This window comes from Mesorhizobium sp., from assembly GCF_004963255.1.
Taxonomy (GTDB): Bacteria; Pseudomonadota; Alphaproteobacteria; order Rhizobiales; family Rhizobiaceae; genus Mesorhizobium.
In genome coordinates this window covers 71,551-95,842 of sequence record NZ_SUGA01000007.1, presented here as the reverse complement: position 1 = coordinate 95,842, position 24,292 = coordinate 71,551, and the positions used below count along the sequence as shown (strand labels likewise).

At 63.5% G+C, this 24,292-nt stretch carries 21 protein-coding genes; 14 read left to right on the top strand and 7 right to left on the bottom strand.

Going from position 1 to position 24,292, the window contains the following annotated elements; genetic code table 11:
* Position 1: 1 nt before the first annotated feature.
* The 5 genes from E5X34_RS10730 to E5X34_RS10710 all read right to left on the bottom strand — a co-directional run bounded on the left by E5X34_RS10730 (position 2) and on the right by E5X34_RS10710 (position 4,000).
* Positions 2-976 (bottom strand): serine kinase, encoded by a 975-nt coding sequence (locus tag E5X34_RS10730; RefSeq protein ID WP_292563941.1) that lies wholly within the window; start codon positions 974-976, stop codon positions 2-4.
* A complete protein-coding gene (locus E5X34_RS10725; protein WP_292563938.1) occupies positions 973-2,883 on the bottom strand; it encodes a lasso peptide isopeptide bond-forming cyclase in 1,911 nt (636 codons plus the stop codon). The genes E5X34_RS10730 and E5X34_RS10725 overlap by 4 nt, the downstream gene beginning before the upstream one ends.
* Positions 2,884-2,886: 3 nt before the next feature.
* Positions 2,887-3,348 carry a lasso peptide biosynthesis B2 protein gene (locus E5X34_RS10720; RefSeq protein ID WP_292563936.1) on the bottom strand — a complete coding sequence of 154 codons (462 nt, stop codon included), beginning with the start codon at positions 3,346-3,348 and terminating at the stop codon, positions 2,887-2,889.
* A gap of 41 nt (positions 3,349-3,389) precedes the next feature.
* The gene (locus E5X34_RS10715) at positions 3,390-3,689 is read right to left on the bottom strand and encodes a PqqD family protein (RefSeq protein WP_292563933.1); all 300 of its coding nucleotides are present in this window, start codon (positions 3,687-3,689) and stop codon (positions 3,390-3,392) included.
* Between the two features lie 158 nt (positions 3,690-3,847).
* Positions 3,848-4,000 carry a lasso RiPP family leader peptide-containing protein gene (locus E5X34_RS10710; RefSeq protein WP_292563930.1) on the bottom strand — a complete coding sequence of 51 codons (153 nt, stop codon included), beginning with the start codon at positions 3,998-4,000 and terminating at the stop codon, positions 3,848-3,850.
* A 507-nt stretch (positions 4,001-4,507) separates the two neighbouring features.
* Here E5X34_RS10710 and E5X34_RS10705 point away from each other — a divergent pair.
* The 8 genes from E5X34_RS10705 (at position 4,508) to E5X34_RS10670 (ending at position 13,922) form a co-directional block, all read left to right on the top strand.
* Positions 4,508-5,707 carry a nucleotidyltransferase family protein gene (locus E5X34_RS10705; protein WP_292563928.1) on the top strand — a complete coding sequence of 400 codons (1,200 nt, stop codon included), beginning with the start codon at positions 4,508-4,510 and terminating at the stop codon, positions 5,705-5,707.
* 4 nt (positions 5,708-5,711) lie between these two features.
* A complete protein-coding gene (locus E5X34_RS10700) occupies positions 5,712-6,740 on the top strand; it encodes a glycosyltransferase family 2 protein (protein WP_292563926.1) in 1,029 nt (342 codons plus the stop codon).
* A gap of 124 nt (positions 6,741-6,864) precedes the next feature.
* Positions 6,865-7,242, top strand: coding sequence for a hypothetical protein (locus tag E5X34_RS10695; protein ID WP_292563924.1), 378 nt, complete (start codon positions 6,865-6,867; stop codon positions 7,240-7,242).
* A 193-nt stretch (positions 7,243-7,435) separates the two neighbouring features.
* A complete protein-coding gene (locus tag E5X34_RS10690; RefSeq protein WP_292563922.1) occupies positions 7,436-8,308 on the top strand; it encodes a glycoside hydrolase family 16 protein in 873 nt (290 codons plus the stop codon).
* A 181-nt stretch (positions 8,309-8,489) separates the two neighbouring features.
* Positions 8,490-9,821: a UDP-glucose/GDP-mannose dehydrogenase family protein gene (locus E5X34_RS10685; protein ID WP_126063035.1), complete on the top strand. Its 1,332-nt coding sequence runs from the start codon at positions 8,490-8,492 to the stop codon at positions 9,819-9,821.
* Positions 9,822-9,856: 35 nt separating this feature from the next.
* Positions 9,857-10,939, top strand: a complete 1,083-nt coding sequence (locus E5X34_RS10680) for a glycosyltransferase (RefSeq protein ID WP_292563920.1) — start codon at positions 9,857-9,859, stop codon at positions 10,937-10,939.
* 305 nt (positions 10,940-11,244) lie between these two features.
* Positions 11,245-12,456 carry a glycosyltransferase gene (locus E5X34_RS10675; protein ID WP_292563917.1) on the top strand — a complete coding sequence of 404 codons (1,212 nt, stop codon included), beginning with the start codon at positions 11,245-11,247 and terminating at the stop codon, positions 12,454-12,456.
* Positions 12,456-13,922, top strand: coding sequence for a lipopolysaccharide biosynthesis protein (locus E5X34_RS10670; RefSeq protein ID WP_292563915.1), 1,467 nt, complete (start codon positions 12,456-12,458; stop codon positions 13,920-13,922). The genes E5X34_RS10675 and E5X34_RS10670 overlap by 1 nt, the downstream gene beginning before the upstream one ends.
* On the opposite strand, the gene E5X34_RS10665 is transcribed toward E5X34_RS10670, so the two are convergent.
* Positions 13,818-15,203 (bottom strand): polysaccharide pyruvyl transferase family protein, encoded by a 1,386-nt coding sequence (locus E5X34_RS10665; protein ID WP_292563914.1) that lies wholly within the window; start codon positions 15,201-15,203, stop codon positions 13,818-13,820. The genes E5X34_RS10670 and E5X34_RS10665 overlap by 105 nt on opposite strands.
* A gap of 270 nt (positions 15,204-15,473) precedes the next feature.
* On the opposite strand from E5X34_RS10665, the gene E5X34_RS10660 reads away from it, so the two are divergent.
* The 6 genes from E5X34_RS10660 to E5X34_RS10635 all read left to right on the top strand — a co-directional run bounded on the left by E5X34_RS10660 (position 15,474) and on the right by E5X34_RS10635 (position 23,036).
* Positions 15,474-16,640: a glycosyltransferase gene (locus E5X34_RS10660; protein WP_292563912.1), complete on the top strand. Its 1,167-nt coding sequence runs from the start codon at positions 15,474-15,476 to the stop codon at positions 16,638-16,640.
* A gap of 23 nt (positions 16,641-16,663) precedes the next feature.
* The gene (locus E5X34_RS10655) at positions 16,664-17,653 is read left to right on the top strand and encodes a glycosyltransferase family 2 protein (protein WP_292563909.1); all 990 of its coding nucleotides are present in this window, start codon (positions 16,664-16,666) and stop codon (positions 17,651-17,653) included.
* Positions 17,653-18,591: a glycosyltransferase family 2 protein gene (locus E5X34_RS10650; RefSeq protein WP_292563906.1), complete on the top strand. Its 939-nt coding sequence runs from the start codon at positions 17,653-17,655 to the stop codon at positions 18,589-18,591. The genes E5X34_RS10655 and E5X34_RS10650 overlap by 1 nt, the downstream gene beginning before the upstream one ends.
* On the top strand, positions 18,581-19,567 hold the full coding sequence (locus tag E5X34_RS10645) for a glycosyltransferase family 2 protein (RefSeq protein ID WP_292563904.1): 987 nt from the start codon (positions 18,581-18,583) through the stop codon (positions 19,565-19,567). The genes E5X34_RS10650 and E5X34_RS10645 overlap by 11 nt, the downstream gene beginning before the upstream one ends.
* 29 nt (positions 19,568-19,596) lie before the next feature.
* Positions 19,597-20,493 carry a UTP--glucose-1-phosphate uridylyltransferase GalU gene (gene galU, locus E5X34_RS10640; RefSeq protein ID WP_292563902.1) on the top strand — a complete coding sequence of 299 codons (897 nt, stop codon included), beginning with the start codon at positions 19,597-19,599 and terminating at the stop codon, positions 20,491-20,493.
* 167 nt (positions 20,494-20,660) lie between these two features.
* Positions 20,661-23,036 (top strand): polysaccharide biosynthesis tyrosine autokinase, encoded by a 2,376-nt coding sequence (locus E5X34_RS10635; protein WP_292563900.1) that lies wholly within the window; start codon positions 20,661-20,663, stop codon positions 23,034-23,036.
* A 205-nt stretch (positions 23,037-23,241) separates the two neighbouring features.
* Here E5X34_RS10635 and E5X34_RS10630 read toward each other — a convergent pair whose 3' ends face one another.
* Positions 23,242-24,174, bottom strand: coding sequence for a LysR family transcriptional regulator (locus E5X34_RS10630; protein ID WP_292563898.1), 933 nt, complete (start codon positions 24,172-24,174; stop codon positions 23,242-23,244).
* Between the last annotated feature and the right edge of the window lie 118 nt (positions 24,175-24,292).

The window sequence follows — 24,292 nt, the reverse complement described above, 5'->3', positions numbered from 1 at the left end:
CTCACCTTGTCCCGGACGCCAGGTCGGTTTCGATCGCGCCGACAGCTTCGTCGATCCGGTTGAGTCCGGCCGGCACTTCCAGCCGGCTGACGCCGACCCGCCCGGCGACCTGTGCGCAGTGGCGCAGGTGCAGGGCGGCGAAATCGCCTGGCAGCGCCTGCCGGCCGAACCGCGTGATATAGGAGAATTTGATGATCGCCGGCAGCGCGGCTGCGCCGGACAGCGGGAAGATAGCCGCCCGCACGCCCCGCTCGAGCGCATAGATGCGCGACACCGGCACCGCTTCGGCCGCAAATCCGTCACGCAGCCGATGCTGCGCCTTGTCGATCTGCGGATGCACCTGCGGGCGCACCTCCGCTTGCTCGAGGCGAATGGCGCCGGCCGCGTCCGCCGCAAGCTTGAGCTGCGGGAAACCGGGCAGGATCATCGGCCGGTCCGGGTCGGACAAATCCAGCGCCACGACATCGTCGGTGAGCAGTCGATGGCCGGCGCGGATCATCGCGCCTGCCGTCGTCGATTTGCCGGCGCCCTTGTCGCCCATGAAGATCACGCTTTTGCCGTCGACTTCAATGGCGCTGGCATGCAGGACGAGCAGCCCGCGCTGATGCAGGGCGAGCGCCATCACCGGCCCGAGCAGCGGAAAGGCGAGCAGCGGATCGTCGACCGCTGGCGCCGGATCGACATCGATGCGGTTGGCGCCGCTGATCATGAAGGTGCCGACCGCCTGCCAGGAAAGATACTGGCGCGTCGGCTCGAAACGGAAGGCGGTGGCACGCTGGGACACCGTGCCGGGAAAATCGACCGGCCCGACCGCGATCTCCAGATCCGGTATCGCCGGGGCCGTCGACTCCAGTTCCGGCAAGGCCACTTCTGAGCCGATCACCAGCCCGTAGGCCTTGTAGAAACGTCGGACACGCCCGCTCGCCGCCGCCATTTGCGGCTCGGGCCGTGCAAGGGAAGCGACCGGAAGGCTCATGCGGGGCTTCCCTGAACTTGCCGCAGCCACAGCGACAGCGAAACGGCGCGCCAGACATGCTGGACGTCCGGCAGGGTCGCCTGCTCGGGCTGGCGCAGCATCCGGTCATAGACCGCGGCCACTGCGGGCAGGTTGACATAGGGCGCGATCCGTTCGCTGTCCGATATCAGCAGCCTGTCCAGAAGCTCCCGATGGTTCCCGAGCATGCCATTGACCAGGTTGGCGGTGAAATCGATCTTGTCGCGACGCCATTGCACCGCCGGCGGCAGAATGCCTTGCATGGCGCGGCGCAGCACATGGCGGCCAAAACCGTCCTTGAGTTTTTCCTCTCCGGGCAGCGCCAGGCAGAATTCGACGAGCGGCTTGTCCCAGAACGGGTAGCGCGGCTCGACCCCGAAATTCGCGCCCGCCTTATCGAGCACCTCGAAGGCGTGCGGCACCAGTCCGCCCGACAGGATCCAGTGATGGGTGAGCGCCTCGCTGGCTCTGACGCTGGAAGGCATGCAGCCACGATGGAAGCGCTCGGCAATGTCGGTGCGCCTTGCAAGCTCCGGATTAACGAGGCCCGTCCAGGCGGCGCGCGCGGGCTGCGCCGGCCTGCGCCGCATGTTGCCGATGACGCGTCTGGCCGTCGACCTCATCCTGGCGATCCGCCAGGCTGGCCCATAGATGGTCAGGAACTTGAAATAGAGGGAGAGCATGCCCTCGCCATAGGTGTGGGCGGCGCTGTGCAATTCGCGCCAAAGCTCCAGCCACCTGCCGGTATTGGCGAGTTCGTGCAGGTGCCCGTGGCCCTGTGAGACGACCTCGTCGCCGCCATGCCCGTCGAGCAGCACCTTGACGCCCTTGGCGCCCGCCGTCCGGTAAAGGCCGCGCGTCAAGGACAGGCCGGGCGCCAGGAACGTGCCCTCCTGCTCCTCCAGGATGCGCTCGAATTCGCCGAAGGGCGCGTAATTGCCCACGGCAATCAGCGTGGCGTCGATGGGATTGTCGGCGAGGACCGCATCGATGAATGGCTTCTCGTCCGTCGGCGAGCCCTTGTCGAAGACCAGCGAGAAGGTCTTGAACTTCGGGTTGCGCTGCGCCGCCGCGCGAAGACTGGCGACGCAGGCGATCGAGGAGGAATCGAGCCCGCCGCTCAGCATGGCGCCGACGGCCGGCGTGCCGCGCATCCGGTTCTCCACCGATTGTACGAAGAGATGCCTGAATTCCTCGGCCGCGTCCGAGCGCGACGGCCGTTGCGAGGGTTCGATCTGCCAGTAGCGACGAAACGTCACCTGGCGATCCGCCACTATCACGCTGTGGCCAGCCGGCAGGCGGAAGATCTCGGCATAGGGGGTGGCCTGCGTATCGTCCGGCAGGCCGGCGAGGAAGCCGGAAATCTGGTGCTCGCTGAGGCGCCTGCCGACGCCGTCCAGCGCCAGGATCGGCCCGATCTCCGAGGCGAAAGCAAAGCGCCTTGCGGTCGAATAGTAGTAGAAGGGTTTGACGCCGAAATGGTCGCGCGCGCAAAACAGCGCTTGGCGCTCGCCATCCCATATCGCGAAGGCGAAGTCGCCTTGCAGGTAGGTCGGACAGGCCTCGCCCCATTTCAGGTAAGCGCGCATGATGAGCATCGCGTCGGCAATCGACTGGTCGCGTAGGCCAAGCCGCGCCAGAAGCTCGTCGCGATTGTCCAGGCGGCAATCGGCGGTGATGGCGAGCTTGCCGCCGGCCATCGCCAGCGGACCGGGCCCGCCCTCGCCGGTCGTGTCGAGCCAGGCGTGGCCGAGCGCCACGCTGCCCTCCGTCCGCCATGAGCTGCCGTCGCGCGCACGATGGCGGATGCGCGAAAGCATCTGCTGGATATCGCTGGCCGCGGCGGGCCTGCCGTTGTCGATATGCAGGATGCCGGCCACGCCGCTCATCGGTCACGACCCATGGTCGACAAGGTGGGTAAATCCGTTGATCGAGCCGCCAAGCACGATGTGGTTGCCGCTCATCAACCAGGCATGCGCCCTGAGCTCGCTGCCCGTCCCCCTTTCGATGCCGATGCTGATCTTCGAGGCGTTGCCCTGGCGTGCGAGCAGATATTGCCCGGCCAGCGCCTGGGTGAGGCAACTGGCGCCCGGCACCAGCCGCGCGGCGGCGGCAACGCCCCAGGCGACGCGCCGCAGGTCGGCGATGCCGGCGTCTCGCCTCCCATCAAGCCGCGTGATCAGGCCGCGGACGCGGTTGTAGGAGGAAAGCGTCAGCGCAAGCCGTACCACGCTCACCACCGCCAGGCAGCGCGCCAGAAACAGCATCTCCCGGCCGCTCAGCGAGCGGAGCCTAAAGCGCGTCGCGCTCCTTCGGTTTCGCTCCACGCGCTTCAGGTCTTTGATTTCGCGCATGTCTTTATCCCAAACCGGTCCCCGCTTTCGGGAGACATGCTTTAGGCCAGTTCCTCACTGTGGAACCTCGCAAGCCCCGCTTCGGTCAGCCCCTTCAGCAAGCCCTCGACGTCGGCCTTGCAGCGCTCGGCATCGACATTGTAGCGCGCAAGCACGGCGGCGCGGATAGCGACGATCGATCGCGGCTCCTGGATCTGCTCCCAGATGAAGGCGCCGACGCCGTTCAGGCTGTAATAGACATTGGATTTGAGGTGGAGAAGCGCCAGTCCGGCGCCGAATTCACATGCTACCGCCTCGCCGGTCGCGACCACGCGGTCATGGTCCGAAGGGTTCCAGTGCATCCTAAAACCTCGTTACTGGCCCGCCGCCGCTGGACCTTGGCCAGGGATCGGTTGCCTGCGACCGCCCGACCTGGAAGCCGGGGGACACGGGCCCCCCGGCTCAGCTGTTTGAGCGACGCCCGGAACCCCAACTGCGACAATTCCAGGCGCCTGCGAACTCACGAGAAGGTGATATCGCCGACCGGCGTGCCCGCGGGAAATGCCGCGTCCGTCACCGCGCCGTGAGCGGCACCCTGGGTGATGGTTTCAATCGAACCATGAACCGTCAGGCTGGGAGCTTCGTACTCCTGCTTCTCAACATTCTGTTCCATTTTACTCTCCAACTGAGGACTGGAAGCGGCCGCAGAATGCCGCCAGCATATGGCTATGCTGCGATGCGATTGCTGCATGGCAACATTCGTGAGTCAAGCGTGCTTTACCAAGCATTAATCAATTCCTGGTTGCGCCTGCCTTCCTCGGTGGTCAAGCAAAGAGCGTTGTCATCGTAATCTTCAACTTGCCTCTGGACTCAACCGTGCATCCTTGCGGATCGGGTAACTAGTTGATTTAAAAACATTAACTCTTCGAGCTGCAAATCCGTTCCGCGGCCTATGAAGAAATTGCTGCAAAAAAGCTCCACTTTTCGACTCGCAGCATCGTCTCAGAAGCTTGTCTTCAAAAGTGATTGAGTGTGTACGATTTTAAATGCTTAGGTTGTGGCTCTGAGCCGGTCTTGGCCGCCTCTTGGACCGTCGCGTCAATTTTCCCGGTGGTTTTCTTCGCAAGTGCGTTATAGATCGCGCGGGCGGCATTATTGTTTGCGGAGAGCGACATCGGGCATGGCGATGCAGGATGGCTCCTATGAAAGGCTGCGTGCCGCCGGCTGTGCCGATGAGGTCGCCTATGTGCAGGCCTGCCTGAGGCTGTTCTTCGCACCTGGCGTCGACCCCGCCGCTCAGGCGGATATGCCCGCGCCGACAGTGTCGGCGGCTCATGTCGCCGACATCGCAAGGCTGAACAAGGTCGGCGTGTTCATGCTCAAGGCGCTCGCGCGTGCTCCTGCCGGCGCGGCGCCTCCCGGTTTGCCCGGCTGGCTCGACGGCTATCGACGACGCACCATGTCGATGAACGCCGCCTGCATCGGCGATTCGGTGGCCATCGACCGCGTGCTTCGCGACAGGCGGGTCGATTTCGTCTTCCTCAAGGGACCGCTCCAGCAGCACAGGCTCTATGGCGAGCACTTCATGAAGCCTTCCGGCGATGTCGACATACTGGTTTCGCCGGCGCGCTTCGCCGAGGCGCGCGCGGCGTTGCGGACCATCGGCTACGAGGTTGCCGGCAAGTCGCGCTCGGTCTGGTGGGTGCGCTTCCTCGGCGAGCAGCACATGGTCCGCGAGGATGGCGCGAGAGCGTCGACGGTCGACCTCCATCACCGGCTGCAGCAGCCGGGTTCGCCGAGCCCGCGCGACATAGACGGCTTCCTGCGCCGCAAGCGCGAGGTCGAGGTGGCCGGCGCGGTCATGCCGATCATCTCGGCGGCCGACACCTTGCTTTTGTCGTCGATCAGCGTCGCCAAGGCCTTTTTCAACCGCGAGCCTTGCGCCGGCTATGTCTGCGATGTCAGGGCCAGCGCCAGCCGGCTGAGTGAGGCCGAGCAGCAGATGGTGCTCGATCACGCCGCCGAGCAGGGCCTTGCCGATACGCTGCTTCTGGGGCTGCGCGCCGCCGACGTGCTGCTGGGCGCCAGCGGCACGCTGCTGTCGGATCGCGCCGCACGCATCCTGGCGCGTATCGGCAATGCCGACCTCTTCCACATGGTGATCGCGCCCTGGCTTGCCTCGCTGCGCTGGCCGCAGCGTCGCCATGTCCTGTGGGAACTGTGCGGCCACGAGCCCGTCCGTTACCTGGCCGAGGCTGGCTGGGCGGCCTCCGCCGACCTCAGCCGGCGCATCTTCGAGCGGCCGGCCGCTGTCGCGCCAGCGCCGGGCGGCACGATCAAGATCGCGGGCGGGACAGCCACTCATGCAAGCGAAAGGTGAACCCATGCCCCTGACGACGCCTGTGACGAGCCCGGCGGTTTGCGTCATCATTGCCGCGCGCAACGCGGCGCGGACGATTCCCGTCGCGATCGCCTCGGCGCTGCGCGAGACCGAAGTCGCCGAAGTCGTCGTGGTCGACGACGCTTCCACCGACAATACCCGCGATGTGGCCTTGGCCGCCGACGACGGCAGCGGCCGGCTTGCCGTCATCCGCCTCGACGTCAATCGCGGTCCTTCCTCCGCGCGCAACATCGCCATCCAGGCCTCCAGATCGCCCTTCATCAGCATCCTCGACGCCGACGATTTCTTCCTCGAAGGCCGCTTTCGCCGGCTTTTCGCCGCCGCCGACTGGGATTTCGCCGCCGACAACATCATGCTGATCCGCGACGACGCCGCGCCCGACCTCGCCAGGGTCGCCGCGCCGCCTTTCGCCGCCGATCCGGAATTCCTCGATTTCGAGCGCTTCATCGACGGCAACATCTCGCAGCGCCGCGTCCTGCGCGGCGAGCTCGGCTTCCTCAAGCCGGTGATCAGCCGGGCTTTCCTCGAACGGCACGGGCTGACTTACGATGAAAACCTGCGTCTTGGCGAAGACTACGAGCTCTATGCGCGCGCTGTCGCCAGCGGGGCGCGGTTCAAGATCATCAAGTCCTGCGGCTATGGCGCGATCGTGCGCGCCGATTCGCTGAGCGGCCGCCACAAGACGCAGGATCTGAAGCGCCTTGCCGATGCCGATCTGGCGTTGCTTCAGATCGACAATCTTCCCGAACGCTCGAAGGCGGCATTGCGCCGCCACGAGCGTCATGTCCGCGACAAATACCGGCTGCGCAACTTCCTCGACGTGAAAGCCGAGCGTGGCCTGGCGTCGGCCGCGGCTTACGCCTTCGCCAGCCAGTCGAATTTGATCCCGATCGTTCGCGGCGTCGCCACCGACAAGCTCGACGCGCTGTTCCGCCGCACCGGCCTTGCTCCAAGGCAGCAAGTGCCGCCGATGCGCTTCCTGATGGCGGCAAGCAGCGCCGCAAATGAGTGACTCCGTATCGTCCCGGAAGCCGCCGACCCTCAAAAAATCCGCATTCGCAAAACTATGATGTTGCCTAGTCGCCGCGGGGGTGGCAGTCTATGCTGCAATGCAGCAATTTCGAAAGGCCGGCAAGATGGCTTCGATTTTTGGCTTCAGATCCCGGGATCCGGCTCGCGACCGGCAGACCGATCTCCAGCGTTTCGACCGGTTGGCGAAGCTGTTCGACCAGATCGCGGCCGAGATAGAGACGGAGAAAATGGGTCTGGAGAATCGTTACAGGTCGACGGCGGCCAACGCCGCCTTTCTGGTCGAGGCGATGGAGAATGGTTCGGCATCGGCCAGCAAGGGGTCGGATGTCAGCGTGATGACCAACTCGATCCTGAACTGCGAGCGGCGCATTGCGGAGCTTGCTCGCCAGAAAGGCTTGGTGAAGGAACTGCGCCGTTCGCTCGACGCGATTGTCGAGGACGGTTCCAATCGGTCTGGCGGACAATCCGCGGCAAAAGGCTGACGGCGCCCGCAAGCGCCGTCATCGGTACGAGGCACTGAAGCAATTCCAGGAAAAGTGTGAGCGGTTTTCCGTTCGGAATTGCGAAAAAACAAGGACTTAGAGGAGTTCAAGAGGGCGCAGGATCAGAATCGGCTCGCTTGCGCGGGCCAAGGATGACTTTGGGTTGGGCGGACAACACAAAGGTGAGTTTGTTATGAACGCAGATCCCAGCAACACCTCCAACGAGGCGGCTTGCGCGTTGGCGCATATGCCACGGAAAGGATTGAATAGCCTTCGGCTCGGTGTGTCCGGTGTCCTGTTTGCAATCGCGGCGACCCTGCATCCCGCGCATGCGCAAGGGACCCAACCAGAGCTGAAAAGCGCGCCGTCCTTCGTCGACAATTTCTCCAATTTCAACCAGTCCCGCTGGTTCGTCTCGGACGGCTGGACCAATGGCGCCCATCAGAACTGCACCTGGTCGAAGGATCTCGTGCGGCTTTCCGACGGTGTGCTGTCGCTGGGCTTCGAAAAGCGCAAGCTCAAGGACCGCGAGTTCGCCTGCGCCGAGATCCAGACCAAGCAGCGCTACGGCTACGGCGTTTACGAGGCGCGGATGAAGACCGGCACGGGCTCCGGCCTCAACGCCGCCTTCTTCTCCTATATCGGCCCGCAGGACAAACAGCCCTGGGACGAGATCGACTTCGAGGTCCTCACCAAGGACCCGTCGAAAGTGCAGGTCAACAGCTACATCCAGGGCAAGCCGAAGAACGGCAAGCTGGTCGACGTCGAGGGCGGCGCCGACAAGGGCTTTAACGATTACGGCTTCGTCTGGGAAAAAGATCGGCTGCGCTGGTACGTTAACGGCAAGCTTGTCCATGAAGTGACCAACCCGGACGAGCTGCCTACCCACTCGCAGAAAATCTTCTTCAGCCTCTGGGGCAGCGACAAGCTGACCAATTGGATGGGCGCCTTCGTCGATCCCGGCAGCAAGGTCACCATGCAAGTCAAGCGCGTCGCTTTCACCGCTTTGGGCCAGCCATGCCAGTTTCCGGAATCGCTGGCATGCAGCATAAGTAACAGCAACTGAGCATGATCCCCGAAAGTGGGACCCGGTTTCGGGACAAGATCATCCGGAAATAACCAATCATGATCCCCAAAAGTGGAACCGGTTTTGGGGATCATGCCGAACCAGCCGGGCCGTTGGGCCTGGGGACATCTGAACCAGCCGGACCGCTTTGTGGCCCGGCCCTTGACAGGAATAGAACCAAATGAATTTGACGGTGTTTGGGATTGGCTATGTCGGTCTCGTCCAGGCCGCTGTGCTGGCCGAAGTCGGGCACGAGGTGGTGTGCGTCGATGTCGACGAGAAGAAGGTGGAGCGCCTCAACCAGGGCTTGATCCCGATTTTCGAACCGGGCCTCGAAAGCCTCGTCAAGGAAAACCACGCGGCCGGTCGCATCCGCTTCACGACGGACGCGGCAGCGGCGGTCAGGCATGGCCAAATCCAGATGATCGCGGTCGGCACGCCGCCCGGTGAGGACGGCTCGGCCGATCTGAAATATGTGCTCGCCGTCGCCGAGACCATCGGCCGCGAGATGGACAGCGCCAAGATTGTCGTCGGCAAGTCGACCGTGCCGGTCGGCACTTGCGAAAAGGTGAAGGCCAGGATCGCCGAAACCCTGAAGAAGCGCGGCCGCGAGGACCTCGCCTTCGACGTCGCCTCAAACCCCGAATTCCTCAAGGAAGGCTCGGCGGTCGCTGATTGCATGAAGCCGGACCGCATCATCGTCGGCACCTCCAGCGAGGATACCGAGATGGTGATGCGCGAGCTCTATGCGCCGTTCAACCGCAACCACGAGAAGATGATCGTGATGGACGTGCGCAGCGCCGAATTCACCAAATACGCCGCCAACTGCATGCTGGCGACCAAGATCAGCTTCATGAACGAGATGGCCAATCTCGCCGAACAGCTGGGAGCCGACATCGAGGAGGTGCGCAAGGGCATCGGCTCGGACCCGCGCATCGGATACCACTTCATCTATCCCGGGCTCGGCTATGGCGGCTCGTGCTTCCCGAAGGACGTGCGCGCGCTGATCAAGACCGCCGAGGGCATCAAGTTCGACGCCAAGCTGCTGCGCGCCGTCGAGGAGCGCAACAATGCGCAGAAATCGGTGCTGTTCGACAAGGTCAACCACTATTTCAAGGGCGCGCTCAGGGGCAAGACGTTCGCCGTCTGGGGGCTGGCCTTCAAGCCCAACACCGACGACATGCGCGAGGCGCCGTCACGCACGCTGATGGAAGCGCTGTGGGCGGCCGGCGCCAAGGTGCAGGCCTATGATCCCGAGGCGATGCAGGAGTGCCAGGCCATCTACGGCCTGCGCGAGGACCTGCTGCTCTGCGGCACCAAGGAGGCGGCGCTGCGCGGCGCCGACGCGCTTTTGATCTGCACCGAATGGAAGAGCTTCCGAGCGCCGTCCTTCGACGCGCTCAAGGATTCGCTGACCACGCCGGTCATCTTCGATGGCCGCAATCTCTACGATCCTAAGGTGATCGCGCGCTACGGCATCGAGTATTTCTCGATCGGCAGGATGGCGGCATGACAATGCCCGCGCGGGCACAGCAAGGAGCCTAGGCTATGAAAGTTCTGTTTGCGGGCGGCAGCGGCTACACGCCGCAATTTAGCGGTGGCGTTCAGTCGAGCACGCATCATCTGGTCGAGCAGTTGCGCGAGCATGGCCACGAGGCCTCGGTGCTTGCCGCTTTGTTCGGCGACGGCTTTTTCGGCTTCAAGGCGCGCGCCAAGATGAAGCTGCTCCGCCAGCGCGCCGTCATCGATACGTTCCCAGGCTATCCCGTCGTACGGGCATGGTTCCCGTGGGAGGCGGCGGGCTTCGCGACCAAGCGATTGCGGCCCGACGTCGCGGTCGTCCAGTGTCACAAATCCGTGCCGATCGGCAAGGAATTGCAGACCCTCGGCGTGCCGCTGGTCGTTTACCTGCGCAACGTCGAGTTCGACGAACTGGCCGGCGACCCGCGCGAATTGCAGTCCGCGCTCTACATCGCCAATTCGGAATTCACCGCCCGCGCCTACAAGGAGAAGTTCGGTATTGAATCCACGGTGATTCCACCCACGATCAATCCTGCCTTCTACAGCACGCCGACGACCGGCGAGTTCGTGACGATGATCAATCCTTACAACGAGAAGGGTTTCGAACTGGCCGTCCAAATTGCCCGCGAATGCGCGGAAATCCCGTTCCTGTTCGTTGAGAGCTGGATGCTCGACGACGATCACCGGGCCGAGATCGAGCGGACGCTTGCTTCGCTCGGCAACGCCGTCCTCGAGAGCCGTACCAGCGACATGAAGACGGTCTACGGCCGCACGAAGATCCTGCTTGCTCCCAGCAAATGGGAAGAAGCCTGGGGCAGGGTCGCGTCCGAGGCGCATTGCAGCGGCATTCCCGTTGTCGGATCCCGGCGCGGCGGTCTCCCGGAAGCGATCGGCAACGGCGGCGTGATACTGGATTACGATGCTCCGCTCGCCGACTGGGTGGCTGCCATACGGCGGCTATGGACCGACAAGGCCGATTACGACAGGATGTCCGCGGCGGCTCGCCTGTTTGCGGAGCGGCCGCAGATGAACCCCGACAACCAGTTCGCGACGTTCATGGACGTCCTGAATCGTGCTGTCGAAAGACAGCCCCTTCGCAAGGCCTCCTGAGCGGGACTTCCGCGACACGACGCGAAACCGGCACTTCGCAACGGTTTATGTTGCGATGCAACATTCGTGCCGGCGTAGGCGCGGGACGAAAAGTCAAATGCGCTGCATCAAAAATGTTGCACTGCAGCAATTCCTATACTACCATCCCCATCGGGTGGGCCAACAGCGGTCGAATGAATGCTGCATGTCGTGTGCCTCAACTACGATTCCCATCCAGTTGCCCCTGTCGTGCGACTTTTCCTGACGGCTGAAGACGCCGAGCCGAAGTCCGCGGGCAAGGCCGGTTGCCTTGTTCAGGCCCGGTTGTGGGCGGACTGCCCGATGAATCCCGGCATGGGCGCGGGCCGAGAATGAGGATATGCTTCGTTGTCGACAAGTTCCCCTCCTTGTCGGAGACCTTTGTCCTTGACCAGATAGCAGGCTGCCTTGAGCGCGGCATGGAAGTCGGGGTCGTCTGCAACGAGACGACGTTCGGCAAGGACGCCAATGTCGACGATCGGCGCTGGAAGAGTCTGCCCGGAAAAGTCGTGTGCTGGTGGGGCTGGCTCGGCCGTTATCGACCCTTGCTTAGGAAATGGTCAGGCAAGTCTTGGGACAAGCTCTCGACCGCCATCGACCTCCTGTACGCGGGCAAATTGCACAAGGCCGATGTCATCGTCGCGCATTTCGGCACGAACGGCTTGCGGGTGGCGCGTGTCATCAAGCGTGGGCGGATTTCCGCGCCGCTGGTGACCGTCTTCCACGGCAACGACGTCGGCGGCCCGATGCACGACAACACGCTGGCGCGCTACAGGACGGTGTTCCAGAACGGCGTCCTCCAGATGCCGGTGAATGCCTTCTTTCGCAATGCCCTTATCGAGGTCGGCGCCCCGCCGGGCGAGGTCGTCGTGCACCATATGGGCGTTCGACCCGGCGAGATAGAATACCGGTGGCGATCCTGGAAGAATGAAACGCTGTCGTTCATTTCGGTCTGTCGTCTGACCGAAAAAAAAGGCGTTGAATATGCGCTTCGCGCGCTGGCCAGGCTGCCGCGTGATGACTGGAACTATTCGGTGATCGGCGCCGGCGAATTGCTGGAGCAATTGAAACGATTGGCCGCCGAGCTCGGCATCGCCGGGCGCGTCGATTTCCTCGGCCCCAGGCCGCATGCGGAGGTCAAGCAGCGCTTGCGGGACGCGCATGTCTTCGTGCTGCCCAGCGTAAGTGCCCACAACGGCGACCTCGAAGGCATCCCAGTCGCCCTGATGGAGGCGATGGCTGCCGGGTTGACGGTGGTCAGCACCTACCATTCAGGGATACCCGAACTGATCGAGGACGGGAAAACCGGCTTCCTCGCGCCGGAACGGGACGTTGCGGCGTTGGCCGCCAAACTCGTCTGGGTCGCCGATAACCCGGTCCTGTGCGAGCCGATCGCGATCGCCGCGCGGCGCAAGATAGAAACAGACTTCAATGCCGACGTTCTGAACCAGCGGTTCGCACGGATTGCAACTGAACTGGCTGGAACGAGAGCACACTGATGAACGCTAACCCGCCCCTGCCGCAGTTCGGACGCATCGCCCTGCGCGGCGGGCTGGTCACTGCCGGTGCCCAGGGTTTCAAGATGGTGATCCAGTTCCTCTCGGTCATCATCCTTGCCCGGCTGCTGCTGCCGGAAGATTTCGGCCTTGTGGCGTCGGTCGGGCCGATCGTCGCCTTTGTCGGGCTTCTGCAAAATCTCGGGCTGCAGCAGGCTCTTGTCCAGCGCAAGGACATCAGCGACAGGCAGCTCAATCAGGTGTTCTGGATCAGCGCGCTGGTCGGATTGGGCAGCGCGGTGGTAGTGGCGGCATTGGCCCCGGCCATTGCCGGCTTCTACGGCGATCAGCGCATGTTAGGCATCACGGTCGCCTCCGCGCTGCCGTTGCTTCTCGGCAGCATCGCAGCCGTCCCGCTCGCCTTGATGAACCGTCACCTGCAGTTCGGCCAGCTGGCCCTCAACGACGTCATAACGGCGGCCGCCGGTCTAGTTGCCGCCGCCATCGCGGCCTGGGCGGGAATGGGATACTGGTCGTTGGTGCTGGGGCCGGCCGTGGCGGCGGTCGTTGCGCTCGGCGCCGCATGGCTGGTGGTGCGCTGGACGCCGTCGCGTCCGGACTTCAGGGTCGAGAGCGAGATCCTGTCGTTCGGCGCCAATCTGACCGGCTTCAATCTCGTCAATTTCTTTTCACGCAATCTCGACAACATCCTGATCGGAAAATATTCCGGAGCGATCGAGCTTGGCTACTATGACCGGGCCTACAAACTTCTCCTGTTTCCGCTGCAAAACATCACCCAGCCGCTGACGCGCGTGATGGTGCCGTTGCTCAGCCGCATCCACGAGGACAAGGTGCGGTTCCGCGATCTGTACGTGCGCACCAACTGGATGCTGGCGGCCGTGACCATGCCCGGCATCGCGGCGCTGACATTGACTTCCGAGCAGGTGGTCGCGCTTCTCTTCGGGCCGCGCTGGACCGCCGTGGCGCCAATCTTCGCGTGGCTGGGCATCGCCAGCCTGATGCAATCCGTATCGAGCACCACCGGCTGGATATTCATCTGCCAGGGCAAGACAAAGGCCATGTTCCAGTGGGGCGCCTACTCGTCGCTCACCACCGTGGCCTCTTTTGTCGTCGGCCTGCATTGGGGCGCCGTCGGCGTCGCGGCCGCCTACGCGATCAGCGGCTACGTTCTGCGCGTGCCGGTGCTCGCGGTCATGATCCACCGCGTCGGGCCGGTGACGGCAGGGGACTTCCTGATCATGCAGGGCCTTTTCATTGCATCGTCCCTGCTTGCCTGGCTTGCCTATCTCGGCCTGCCAGCGTCCCTTACCGGCCAGTCGGACCTTCTCGCCGTCGTCCTGGCTTTATGCCTCGACTACGGGTTTGCCTTCGTCCTCATGGCGATCTTCCCCCAGCCGCGCAGGATACTGCTCACCACGCTTGCCAACATCGCGCGCAATCTGCGCTGATGCCTTGGCCATGAGAGGCTTCAGCAACTCCGCGGCAGACATCGCCGAAGCATGTTCCTCGAGCACGGCTTGGAGGATGGTGCGGCGGTAGTCTTCAAGCTTGCCGACGAACCGGCCGAGCTTTTCGGCCGCCTCCGGCGGGGTGACAGTGTCGATATCGAGCAGCAGATCGGCAACACCGGTCCTCTTGGCGACTTCCTTGGTCTTGAACTCATAGGCGATCGGAAGCACAGGCGTTCCCACGCAGAGCGACATGATCATCATGTGCATGCGGGTCGCGACGACGAAGTCGAAACCCTTGACCAGAGCCATCAGTTGCTCGGGAGTGTGGAATGAAGCGTCCACGCTGACATTCCTCGCAATTTCCGGATCGAGCTCGGCGACGATCTTGCGTGCTGTCTTGGAATCGTCATGGGCATATTCCGGAACGCCCTGGCAGGTGGAGACAAAGGTCACCTGCTTGCCATGGTCCCGGACAAGGATGGTCGCGATCTCACGTACCGAATCGATATAGCGGCGCATCCCGTCTTGGCCGTCATTGACGTAGTTCCAGTGGCGGACGGAAATGGCGACGCGGCCCGTCTGCGCAGGCGGCTGAGCCGAGGCGAACCGCTTGCCGATGCCGTCCGTGTCGGCAAGGGCAAACACGGCATCGGCCACCACGTGACATTTGCCCGGGTCCTTGACCATGTCCGCTATGTGGTGGCGGGAGCGCTCGTCGCGCAGCAGGATGAGCGGGCTGCGATCGAAAATCGGGCTCAGTTCGTGTCGATTGTACGATTTGTTGAACGGACCGAGGGACTGGGTGAAGAATACGGGATCCTTGCCGATGGCCGCATCCAGGCGGAACTGGTTCAGTCGCCGTTCAAGGTTGTAGTTCTCGACCAGATAGGTGCCGCCAGTCGTGACCACGAGGTCGGCGTTCTGGTAGATATCGAGGCTGCGGCGGTCGCTCTCCTTGAAGAAAGCGCGGCCGAGAAGGCTGTCAGATCCGAAATTCCGCAGCACCTTGTGGACCAGCCGGTTGTAGTGCGGCTTGAGCCGATCTTTCACACCGCTTCCCGAAGGGTAACGGAAGAGGGTCTCCGACAGGAGCTTGTGAAATTCCAGGTCGGGGTAATCCTTCTTTGGATAGAGCCTCGCGGCTACCTCGGGCTGGCTGTCGAAGACGAAAAAGCGCAAGCTGTCGCCGGCGACAGTCCTCAGAATGTGGCGAATGGCCAGCAGGATCGCTGCGTCTCCCGTGTTCAGGCAGACCGTGTTCTCGACGATGATCTTCATCGCATCTCCTCATCTTGGGCAGGTTTCCGAAAAAGGCGGCCCCCTTGTCGCCCAAATGCCGGTATGTCGATCCGCTGTGCCTGTGCGCTCTCCGCCACCCTTCCGACGACCGACCGGTCGCCAACTGTTGCCGGAGATAGCTTAAGCTCAGGGCTTTTGCAGTGCAACAAAAAGCGCAATGCGCTTTGCTACGCCGCACCAAAATTGTTGCGATGCAGCAAAAGCTGTACTAGCATCCCCGATGGGTGGGCCGAACATCGGTCGAGTTTCATGCTGCATGTCTTGTACCTTGTGCATGACGTATCCGACCCGGCAGTGCGCCGGAGGGTCCAGATGCTCAAGGCAGGCGGCGCCGGGGTCACCCTGGCGGGCTTCCGCCGCACCACCAGTCCGGTCGCCGAGATCGAGGGCATCAGGCCTGTCGACCTCGGCGCGACACGCGACGGCCGATTCGCGCAGCGCCTCGGGGCGATCGCTAAGGCGGCCATGTCGATCGGCGCGAAACTGGGCGCCATGCCCAGGCCCGATCTCATCATCGCGCGCAATCTCGAAATGCTGGCGCTTGCCCGCCGCGCCAATGCTGCCCTCGGGGCGAACGTGCCCATCGTCTATGAATGCCTCGATATCCATCGCCTGGTGCTGCGCGACGATTTTGTCGGCAGGACATTGCGCGGCGCCGAGCGTCGTCTCGCCCGCGACGTGAAGCTTCTGGTGACCAGCTCGCCGGCCTTCATCGCCAATTATTTCGAGCCCTTCGGGCAGATCGGCGCGCCTGTCGAGCTGATCGAGAACAAATATTTCGAGCCGGCATCCATTGTCGCCGCGCATTCGTTCGAGGACGACGGCCCGGCGACTCCGCCCTGGCGGATCGGCTGGTTCGGCGCGCTGCGCTGCCGCCGCTCGCTGCAGCTGCTGGCCGACTTCACCCGCCGGCAGGCGGGGCGTTTCGAGATCGTGCTCAGAGGCCGGCCGGCGCTGTCCGAATTTCCGGATTTTCATGGCTTCGTCGAGGCCGAGCCGTGGCTTTCGTTCGAGGGGCCTTACCGCAATCCGGAGGATATGGCGGCCATCTACGGGGAGGTGCACTTCTCCTGGGCGATCGATTTCTTCGAAGCCGGCCAGAATTCCGAATGGCTGCTTCCCAACCGCCTCTACGAGGGCTGCCGCTTCGGCGCCGTGCCGATTTCGATGGCCGGCACCGAAACCGGCCGTTTCCTCAAAGGGCAGGACATCGGCGTGCTTCTGTCCGAGGCGACGCCCGAAGGTCTTGAGGCGATGCTCGGCCGAATGGATCAGGACAGATACCGCGCCCTGAAGTCGCGGGTGCTGGCGCGCAATCCACGGACCTGGAGCTACGACCGCAGCGACTGCGCGGCCTTCGTCGAAAAGCTGCGCGGCCTCACCGCCATGCCTTCGGCTTTTGCGGCGGCGGCATAATGGCAAAGGACGCGCAAAGACCGATGACGCAGGCAAATCCGTCGATCCTGATTATCATTCCCTGCCTCAACGAGGCGGCTCATATCGGCGGCCTGCTCGACCGGTTGCGGCCTGCGGCGGCACGGCTCGGCGGCCGCATCGTCGTCGCCGATGGCGGCAGCGTCGACGGCACGCAATCCATCGTCGAAAAGATCGTGGCGAAGGATCCCCGGGTCATCCTGCTCGCCAATCCGAAGCGCCTGCAAAGCGCTGCCATCAATCTGGCGGTGGCGACCCTCGGCGAAGGCGCCGACTATCTCATCCGCATCGATGCGCATGGCGGTTATCCGGACGATTACTGCGACCGGCTGGTCGAGGAGGCTGTTGCCACCGGCGCCGATTCCGTCGTCGTCTCGATGCTGACCGCCGGCACCGGCGCCGTGCAGAAGGCAGTCGCGGCGGCGCAGAATTCCAAGCTTGGCACCGGTGGCTCGAAGCACCGGCACATGTCCGAGGGCGAATGGGTCGACCACGGTCACCACGCACTGATGCGCATCGCCGCTTTCAGCCATGTCGGCGGCTATGACGAGAGCTTCAGCCACAACGAGGATGCCGAGCTCGACTACCGTCTGCGCCAGGCCGGCTACCGCATCTGGATGAGCGGCAGGACGCATATGGTCTACTATCCGCGCTCGTCGCTGAAGAGCCTCTATCTCCAATATCTTGGCTATGGCCGCGGCCGCGCCAGGAATGTGCTCAAGCACCGCATGGTGCCGAAGGTCCGGCAGATGGTCCCGCTGCTGGTAGCGCCCGTGGTGCTGTTGGCCCTGTTCTCCTTCGTCCACTGGCTGGCGGCGGTGCCATTCCTTTTGTGGACGGCGGTATGCCTCGGCTACGGCCTGGTGACGGCGGTGCGCCAGCGCAACGCCAGCATCGCTCTGGCCGGAGTTTCAGCCATGGTCATGCATTTCGGCTGGTCCGTCGGCTTCTGGCAGCAGCTTTTGACGCCGCGCTCGCAGCGCGAGGTGGCGTGATGGCCGGCCGCTCGATCGACATTTGCATCTGCACCTTCCGCCGGCCTGAGCTGGCCGACACGCTGCGCTCCGTCGCCGCCCTGGAGAAGCCTGAAGATTTGGAGATCGGCATCGTCGTTGCCGATAATGACGATGAACCAGGCGCCCAAAAACTGGTGAAGGCGCTGGCCGAGGAATTGAAGCTGCCGGTCCGCTATCGCCACGCGCCGGCGCGCAACATCTCGATTGCCCGCAACGCCTGCCTCGACGCCAGCGTGTCGGACTTCGTCGCCTTTATCGACGATGACGAGACGGCGTCGCCCGGCTGGCTGGTCGAGTTGATGGCGACGGCCGATGCAACCGGCGCCGCGGCGGTGCTTGGGCCGGTGCGGGCGCATTATCGCCAGGACGCGCCGGACTGGATGCAGAAGGGTGACTTCCATTCCACCTTGCCGGTCTGGGTGCGCGGCGAGATCCGCACCGGTTACACCTGCAACGTCCTGCTCCGAACGACCGACGCGAGCCTGCGCGGCCGGCGCTTCAGCCTGGCGCGCGGCCAGACCGGCGGCGAGGATACCGAGTTCTTCGATGCCATGGTCAAGGCCGGCGGCCGCATCGCCTTTGCGCCGCAAGCCTTCGTCGACGAGGTCGTGCCGCGCGCCAGAGCCGCGTTCGATTGGCTGCGCCGCCGCCGCTTCCGCTTCGGCCAGACGCATGGCCATTTGATCGGCCACGGCACCGGCGGCATCCGCCGCGCCGGCCAGGTCGGGCTGGCTTCGGCCAAGGCCGCCTACTGCTTCGGCATGGCTGTTTTGACCGCGATCAGCCCGGTGCGACGGAACCGCAGCGTGCTGCGCGGCATTATGCACGTTGGTGTCGTCTCCGGTTTGGTCGGCGTCCGTGAAATCCGCCAGTACGGCCTCACTTCGCCAGAACAAGGGAACAAGCGTGCAGCCTGACGTCAGCTTCGTCATCGCCGCCTACAATGCGGAGGCCACTCTCGACCGCGCCATCGCCGGCGCGATCGCCCAACTCGGCGTGACCGTCGAGGTCATCGTCGTCGACGACCAGTCGCGCGACGGCACGCTGGATGTGGCGCGCGCCTATCCCGAAGACATCGTCAAGGTGGTGGCGCTGCCGCAGAATCGCGGTCCAGGCGGCGCCAGGAATGCCGGCCTCGATTTCGCGCGCGGCCGCTGGGTGGCGGTGCTGGATTCCGACGACGCCGTTCTTCCTGGCCGTATGGCGGCGATGATCGCGCGGGCGGAAGCGGCCGGCGCCCAAATCGCGGTCGACAATGTCCAGGTCGTGCGCGAGGACGGTACGCCCGACGACACCATGTTCCCGGCCGACTATCTCGAGGGCTTAAGCGAAATCTCGCTGGCCGATTACATCGAGGGCAATCTTGTATTCGAATCGCGCTTCAATCTCGGCTATCTCAAGCCGGTCTTCTTGCGGCGGTTCCTCGATGAGAACCGGCTGCGCTACGACGAGAAGCTGCGCATCGGCGAGGACTATATTCTGCTTGCGAGCGCGCTGGCCAGCGGTGGCCGCTGCGCTGTCGAACCGACCGTCGGTTATGTCTACCATATCCGCACCGGCTCGATCTCCCGCGTGCTCGAATTGCATCACGTCGAGGCAATGACGCGGGCCGACGCCGCCTTCGCTGCGGCATATCCCATGGACAGCACCGCGAAGGCGGCCTTCGCCCGGCGCGGCCGCAGCCTGCGCAAGGCGGCGTCGTTCCTGTCCCTGGTCAAGCACATCAAGGCGCGTGCGCCGCTCAAGGCGATCGGCGCGGCGCTCAGGGATCCGGCCGCGATCGGGCATTTGAGCATGCCGATCGCTGTCCGGCTCAGAAGGGTTGCGGCGCAGGTTCGCCGTGGGGGCGGGGAGATTAAGCATGCGGGCGATTTGATACCCGGCGATAGGTAGAAATCTTTTTCTCTCAGAAGGAAGATCAGATGCAGAAAGTCAGGAAGGCAATCATCCCGGTGGCGGGGCTCGGAACGCGGTTCCTGCCGGCGACCAAGTCCATGCCGAAGGAAATGCTTCCCGTCGTCGACAAGCCCGTTGTGCAATATGCCGTCGACGAGGCGTTCGAAGCCGGCATCGAGCACATCGTCTTCGTCACCGGCCGCAACAAGGCGGTCATCGAGGATTATTTCGACCTGCATCCTGAACTGATCGGCACGCTGGAACAGACCGGCAAGAAGGCGCAGCTCGAATCGCTGGAAAGCCTGCTGCCGGTGGCCGGCGCCACCTCCTTCATCCGCCAGCAGTCGCCGCAGGGCCTCGGTCACGCCGTCTGGTGCGCTCGCGACGTGATCGGCAACGAGCCCTTCGCGCTGCTGCTTCCCGACATGGTATCCTTCGGTGCGCGCGGCTGCCTTGCCGAGACCGTCGATCTTTATCAGCGGACCGGCGGCAACGTCATCGCCGTCGAGCGCTGCGATCCCGCCGAAACCAGCAAATACGGCATTGTCGGCCGCGGCGACGAGGTCGGCTCCGGCTTCCAGGTCACTGAGATGGTCGAAAAGCCGGCGCCCGCCAAGGCGCCGTCGAATTTCTACATCAATGGCCGCTACGTGCTGCAGCCGGAGATCTTCGCGCTGCTCGGCAATCAGCAGCGCGGCGCCGGCAACGAGATCCAGCTCACCGACGCCATGGTGCGCCTCGCCCAGAGCCAACCCTTCTATGCGCAGCCTTTCGATGGCCGCATGTTCGACTGCGGCTCCAAGGAAGGCTTCATCGAAGCCACCATCGCCTTCGCCCTGGCTCGCGACGACATGAAAGGCCCTGTCTTCGAAATGTTGCAGCAATTCGTCCGGTCGCATGAGCGCCGGGAAGTAGCCGCATAATGCCCATCTTTCGGGTGCATATGCGGTTTCGCGATGGCGCGACAGCCACTCAGGCGCCCGGGCCTTCAGGCCCGGCGTATCCTGGCAACAACGTTGCGCGGTCTTTTCTGGTCACGACGCGGATCTACCAAGGCCGATAGCGCCTGCAACCTGGAATTGGACCGAACATGAACTATGCCAACTTCCCTCTCGACAAGAGGACGCCGTTGCCCAGTGCCGACCAGGAAAAGGGTGAAGACTTCATCGATGTCGAGCGTCTGCTTGGCATGGCCGCTCGTCAGGCCAAGGTGGTGGCGATCTGCGCCGCCATCGGTCTGTTCCTGGGCGTGATCTATCTGCAGACCACGCCCAAGCAGTATACGTCCGTGGCGAGCGTCCTGATCGACGGGGGCATGAACAAGGTCATGGACGACATCTCGGCTGCCAGCGTCACGCAGCAGACCGACGCGACGATCCTCAGCCAGATCGAGATCCTCAATTCGGCGCGGCTGGCGTCGGAGGTGGTCGACAAGTTGAAGCTCGACCAGAACCAGGACTTCATGAGCCCGCCTCAATCGGCCCTGGCCAAGGGCATAGGGTTCCTGCGCGGCATCGTCGCCTATTTCCGCGCCGCCGATCAACTCCCCGGCATTCAGAATGTCGATGCCGCCACGCGCGAAGCCATGATCAAGACCGCGACTCACGACTACGCGGTTCTTATGCTGCAGACAGGATTATCGGCCGATCGCGTCAGCCGCTCCAATGTCATCAGCATCAGCTACCAGGCGACAAACCCGGCACTCGCCACGGCCATCACCAAGGCCTATGCGGACGCCTATCTCGCCGACCAGCTCAACGCCAGCTTCGACGCCACCGAACGCGCGGCCGTATGGCTGCAGGGCCGGCTGACCGAGTTGCGCGAAAGCTCGCAGGCCGCTTCGCTGGCGGTCGAGAAGTTCAGGGCCGAGCACGGCCTTTCCGCCAACAGCGACGGCCAGTTGCTGAGCGACAAGCAGCTCGCCGACCTTAACGCCCAGCTCATCGTCGCGCAGGCCGATACGGCTCGCACCAGCGCCCGCTACCAGCAGTACAAGGCGATCGTCGACAGCGGCTCGGAAAGCGCCTTCAACGATTCGGCCATAGCGGCAGATCAGCCGAGCAGCTCGGTCATCATCGGGCTCAAGACCCGCTATCTGGCCATTGCCAAGCGCCTGCAGGACGTCGAGACCAATTTCGGCAAGGATCACCCGCAGGCGGTCGCGCTGACCAAGGAAAAGGCCGATGTCTCGGCGCAGATCTTCGGGCAGCTGAAGCAGATCACCGAAAGCTACCGCAACGACTTCGAAGTGGCGCAGGCGCGCGAAACCGCGCTTCGCGACAAGATTTCCACAGCCGCCGGCAAGAGCTCGATCGACAATCAGTCGCAGGTGAAGCTGAAGGAACTCGACCAGCAGGCGCAGGCGCTGACCACGCTCTACCAGACCTTCCTCAGCCGTTATGAGGAAGCTTCGCAGCAGCAGTCCTTCCCGGTCGGCAAGGCCCGCATCATTTCCGATGCGACGATGCCGCTGGCGGCCTCGAGCCCTCGCACCATGCGTGTGCTGGCTCTGTCGCTGGTGCTCGGCCTGATGCTCGGCGCCGGTTTCGGCGGCCTCAACGAGTTCAACGAGCGCTTCTTCAGGACGGGCGAGGATATTCGTGATCGCGCCGGCCTGAAATTCCTCGGCTATCTGCCGACGATCGGCGGCGGCAGGGCCAAGGATTCCAAGGCCGACGACCTGCCGGCCGACGGCAAGGTGGCCAGCCTCTCCTCGGCAGAGAGGCGGGCGCGCATGCGCGTCAGCATCGATGCTCCGGCTTCGATGTTCGCCGAGACGCTGCGCAACGCCAAGATCGCCTTCGACGTCGTGATGGAGGACCGCGGCAGCCGGGTCATCGGCATCATTTCGGTGCTGCCGGGCGAGGGCAAATCGACGGTGGCTGCGAACCTCGCCGGCCTGCTTGCCGCAAACGGCGCCAAGACCTTGCTCGTCGACGGCGATCTGCGCAATCCTGGCTTGAGCCGCAGCCTTGGCATGGAGGCCGAGCAGGGCCTGATGGAAGCGGTGGTCAATGGCCAGACCTGGCAGTCGGTCGGCAAGGTCGACCGCCAGACCAAGCTTGCGATCATTCCAGCCGTGCTGCGTGGCCAGTTCTCGCACACCAGCGAGCTGCTGGGCTCCGCCGGTATGCGGCGCTTCATCGAGAACGCCAAGGAGACGTTCGAGTACATCATCGTCGACCTGCCGCCGCTCGGCCCCGTGGTCGACGCCAAAGCCTTCGCGCCGCTGGTCGACGGCTTCGTGCTGGTCACCGAATGGGGCCGCACGCCGCGCAACATGGTGCGCTCGATGCTGGAATCCGAGCCCTATATCGCCAACAAGGTGATTGGGGCGGTGCTCAACAAGGTCGATTTGAAAAAGCTGGCCAAATACGGCGCGCTCGGCGGCTCGGAACGGTTCTTCGACCGCTACTCGAGCTACTATCTGGAGAAATCGGAAGCGCGCGCCAAGCAGGCTGCCTAGAGCATGATCCCGAAAAGTGGGAACCGGTTTTCGGAGAAAGATCATGCTCCAACAAAGAGCTAGATCGTGATGGCGATTCAACGAAACGCCATCACGATCTAAAGCATGATCCCGAAAAGTGGCAACCGGTTGCGGGATAAGGACATGCGTAGAATCAAAAACCCAGCTGAAGCGCATGGAGTGACCTAAAAGATCGCGACGCGCTTTAGCAGGGATTGTCTCGCGCCCCAGACGAGGATCGATGCGCGGCAAGCGAGACGATGGCCTCACGGATCCAGCGCTGGCCGCTGTGTCCGTGACCTCGCTCATGCCACACCATTCCCACCGCAAAGCCTTCGACGGGAAATGGGCAGTCCATCACTTCAAGCTTGTTTGCGGAGCCGCGCACCAGCCGTTCCGGGACGAGCGCGACGAAGTCCGAATTGGACACGATCTCGGGGACGAACAGGAACGATGCCGCGGAGAGCACCACGTTACGCTTGTATCCGAGAGCGGCTAAGGCGCTGTCCACCGGCGTTACGAACCCGGCTCCATCCAAGGATACCACCACCTGCTCTAACGCGGCAAACTCAGCGACCGTTATTCCATCCCGCAGCCGCGGATGCTTCCTGCGGCCGATAAGCACGTAGCGCTCATCGAACAGGTGCCGAGCCCGAAGTCCCGGCGGGGCCGCTTGCGGCGTCATCAGCGCCAGGTCCACCTCGCCGCGCGCCATCTGTGCTTCCAACTGCGGCAGGTCCAGGTTGCGTATCGCGACGCGAACGCCGGGCGCTCGCGTCCTGAGTTCCACGACGAGTGGCTTGATCACCGCGACTTGCAGATAGTCCGTACATGCGATCGCGAAGGTTAGCTTGGCCTTGGCCGGATTGAAGTTCCGATGCGAGGTGAGCGTGGCTCGAACCTGGTCGAGCGCTTGGCGCAACGGATCGAGCAGCTCCATTGCTTTGATCGTCGGCGTCATCCCTCGCTGGGCAGGGATTAGAAGTTGGTCGTCGAACTCCTGCCTGAGACGATTCAGTTGCGCGCTCACGGCCGGCTGGCTCAGATGCAGTCTGGCAGCCGCTTTCGTGACATTGCGCTCGATCAGCAGCGTTTCGAGGGTAACCAACAGGTTGAGATCCAGGCGCTTGGTATCCATGAAATGAATAGTAGCTGAACATTTTTAGAATTTCAAAAATACCGCGAAAGACCCGAAATACTCCGCTGAAGAGACATGGGAACCGCTCTCGACACGCCCGGGTGTGCTCGTCGCCCGG

Bases quoted from the DNA above. Each gene is read 5' to 3' on its own strand.
- E5X34_RS10695 (WP_292563924.1), top strand. From the start codon at position 6,865: ATGGCTTCGATTTTTGGCTTCAGATCCCGGGATCCGGCTCGCGACCGG.
- E5X34_RS10650 (WP_292563906.1), top strand. From the start codon at position 17,653: ATGGCCGGCCGCTCGATCGACATTTGCATCTGCACCTTCCGCCGGCCT.
- E5X34_RS10720 (WP_292563936.1), bottom strand. From the start codon at position 3,348: ATGCGCGAAATCAAAGACCTGAAGCGCGTGGAGCGAAACCGAAGGAGC.
- galU (WP_292563902.1), top strand. From the start codon at position 19,597: ATGCAGAAAGTCAGGAAGGCAATCATCCCGGTGGCGGGGCTCGGAACG.
- E5X34_RS10665 (WP_292563914.1), bottom strand. From the start codon at position 15,203: ATGAAGATCATCGTCGAGAACACGGTCTGCCTGAACACGGGAGACGCA.
- E5X34_RS10680 (WP_292563920.1), top strand. From the start codon at position 9,857: ATGAAAGTTCTGTTTGCGGGCGGCAGCGGCTACACGCCGCAATTTAGC.
- E5X34_RS10660 (WP_292563912.1), top strand. From the start codon at position 15,474: ATGCTGCATGTCTTGTACCTTGTGCATGACGTATCCGACCCGGCAGTG.
- E5X34_RS10685 (WP_126063035.1), top strand. From the start codon at position 8,490: ATGAATTTGACGGTGTTTGGGATTGGCTATGTCGGTCTCGTCCAGGCC.
- E5X34_RS10705 (WP_292563928.1), top strand. From the start codon at position 4,508: ATGGCGATGCAGGATGGCTCCTATGAAAGGCTGCGTGCCGCCGGCTGT.
- E5X34_RS10710 (WP_292563930.1), bottom strand. From the start codon at position 4,000: ATGGAACAGAATGTTGAGAAGCAGGAGTACGAAGCTCCCAGCCTGACG.
- E5X34_RS10730 (WP_292563941.1), bottom strand. From the start codon at position 976: ATGAGCCTTCCGGTCGCTTCCCTTGCACGGCCCGAGCCGCAAATGGCG.
- E5X34_RS10725 (WP_292563938.1), bottom strand. From the start codon at position 2,883: ATGAGCGGCGTGGCCGGCATCCTGCATATCGACAACGGCAGGCCCGCC.
- E5X34_RS10690 (WP_292563922.1), top strand. From the start codon at position 7,436: ATGAACGCAGATCCCAGCAACACCTCCAACGAGGCGGCTTGCGCGTTG.
- E5X34_RS10670 (WP_292563915.1), top strand. From the start codon at position 12,456: ATGAACGCTAACCCGCCCCTGCCGCAGTTCGGACGCATCGCCCTGCGC.
- E5X34_RS10700 (WP_292563926.1), top strand. From the start codon at position 5,712: ATGCCCCTGACGACGCCTGTGACGAGCCCGGCGGTTTGCGTCATCATT.
- E5X34_RS10715 (WP_292563933.1), bottom strand. From the start codon at position 3,689: ATGCACTGGAACCCTTCGGACCATGACCGCGTGGTCGCGACCGGCGAG.
- E5X34_RS10655 (WP_292563909.1), top strand. From the start codon at position 16,664: ATGACGCAGGCAAATCCGTCGATCCTGATTATCATTCCCTGCCTCAAC.
- E5X34_RS10635 (WP_292563900.1), top strand. From the start codon at position 20,661: ATGAACTATGCCAACTTCCCTCTCGACAAGAGGACGCCGTTGCCCAGT.
- E5X34_RS10630 (WP_292563898.1), bottom strand. From the start codon at position 24,174: ATGGATACCAAGCGCCTGGATCTCAACCTGTTGGTTACCCTCGAAACG.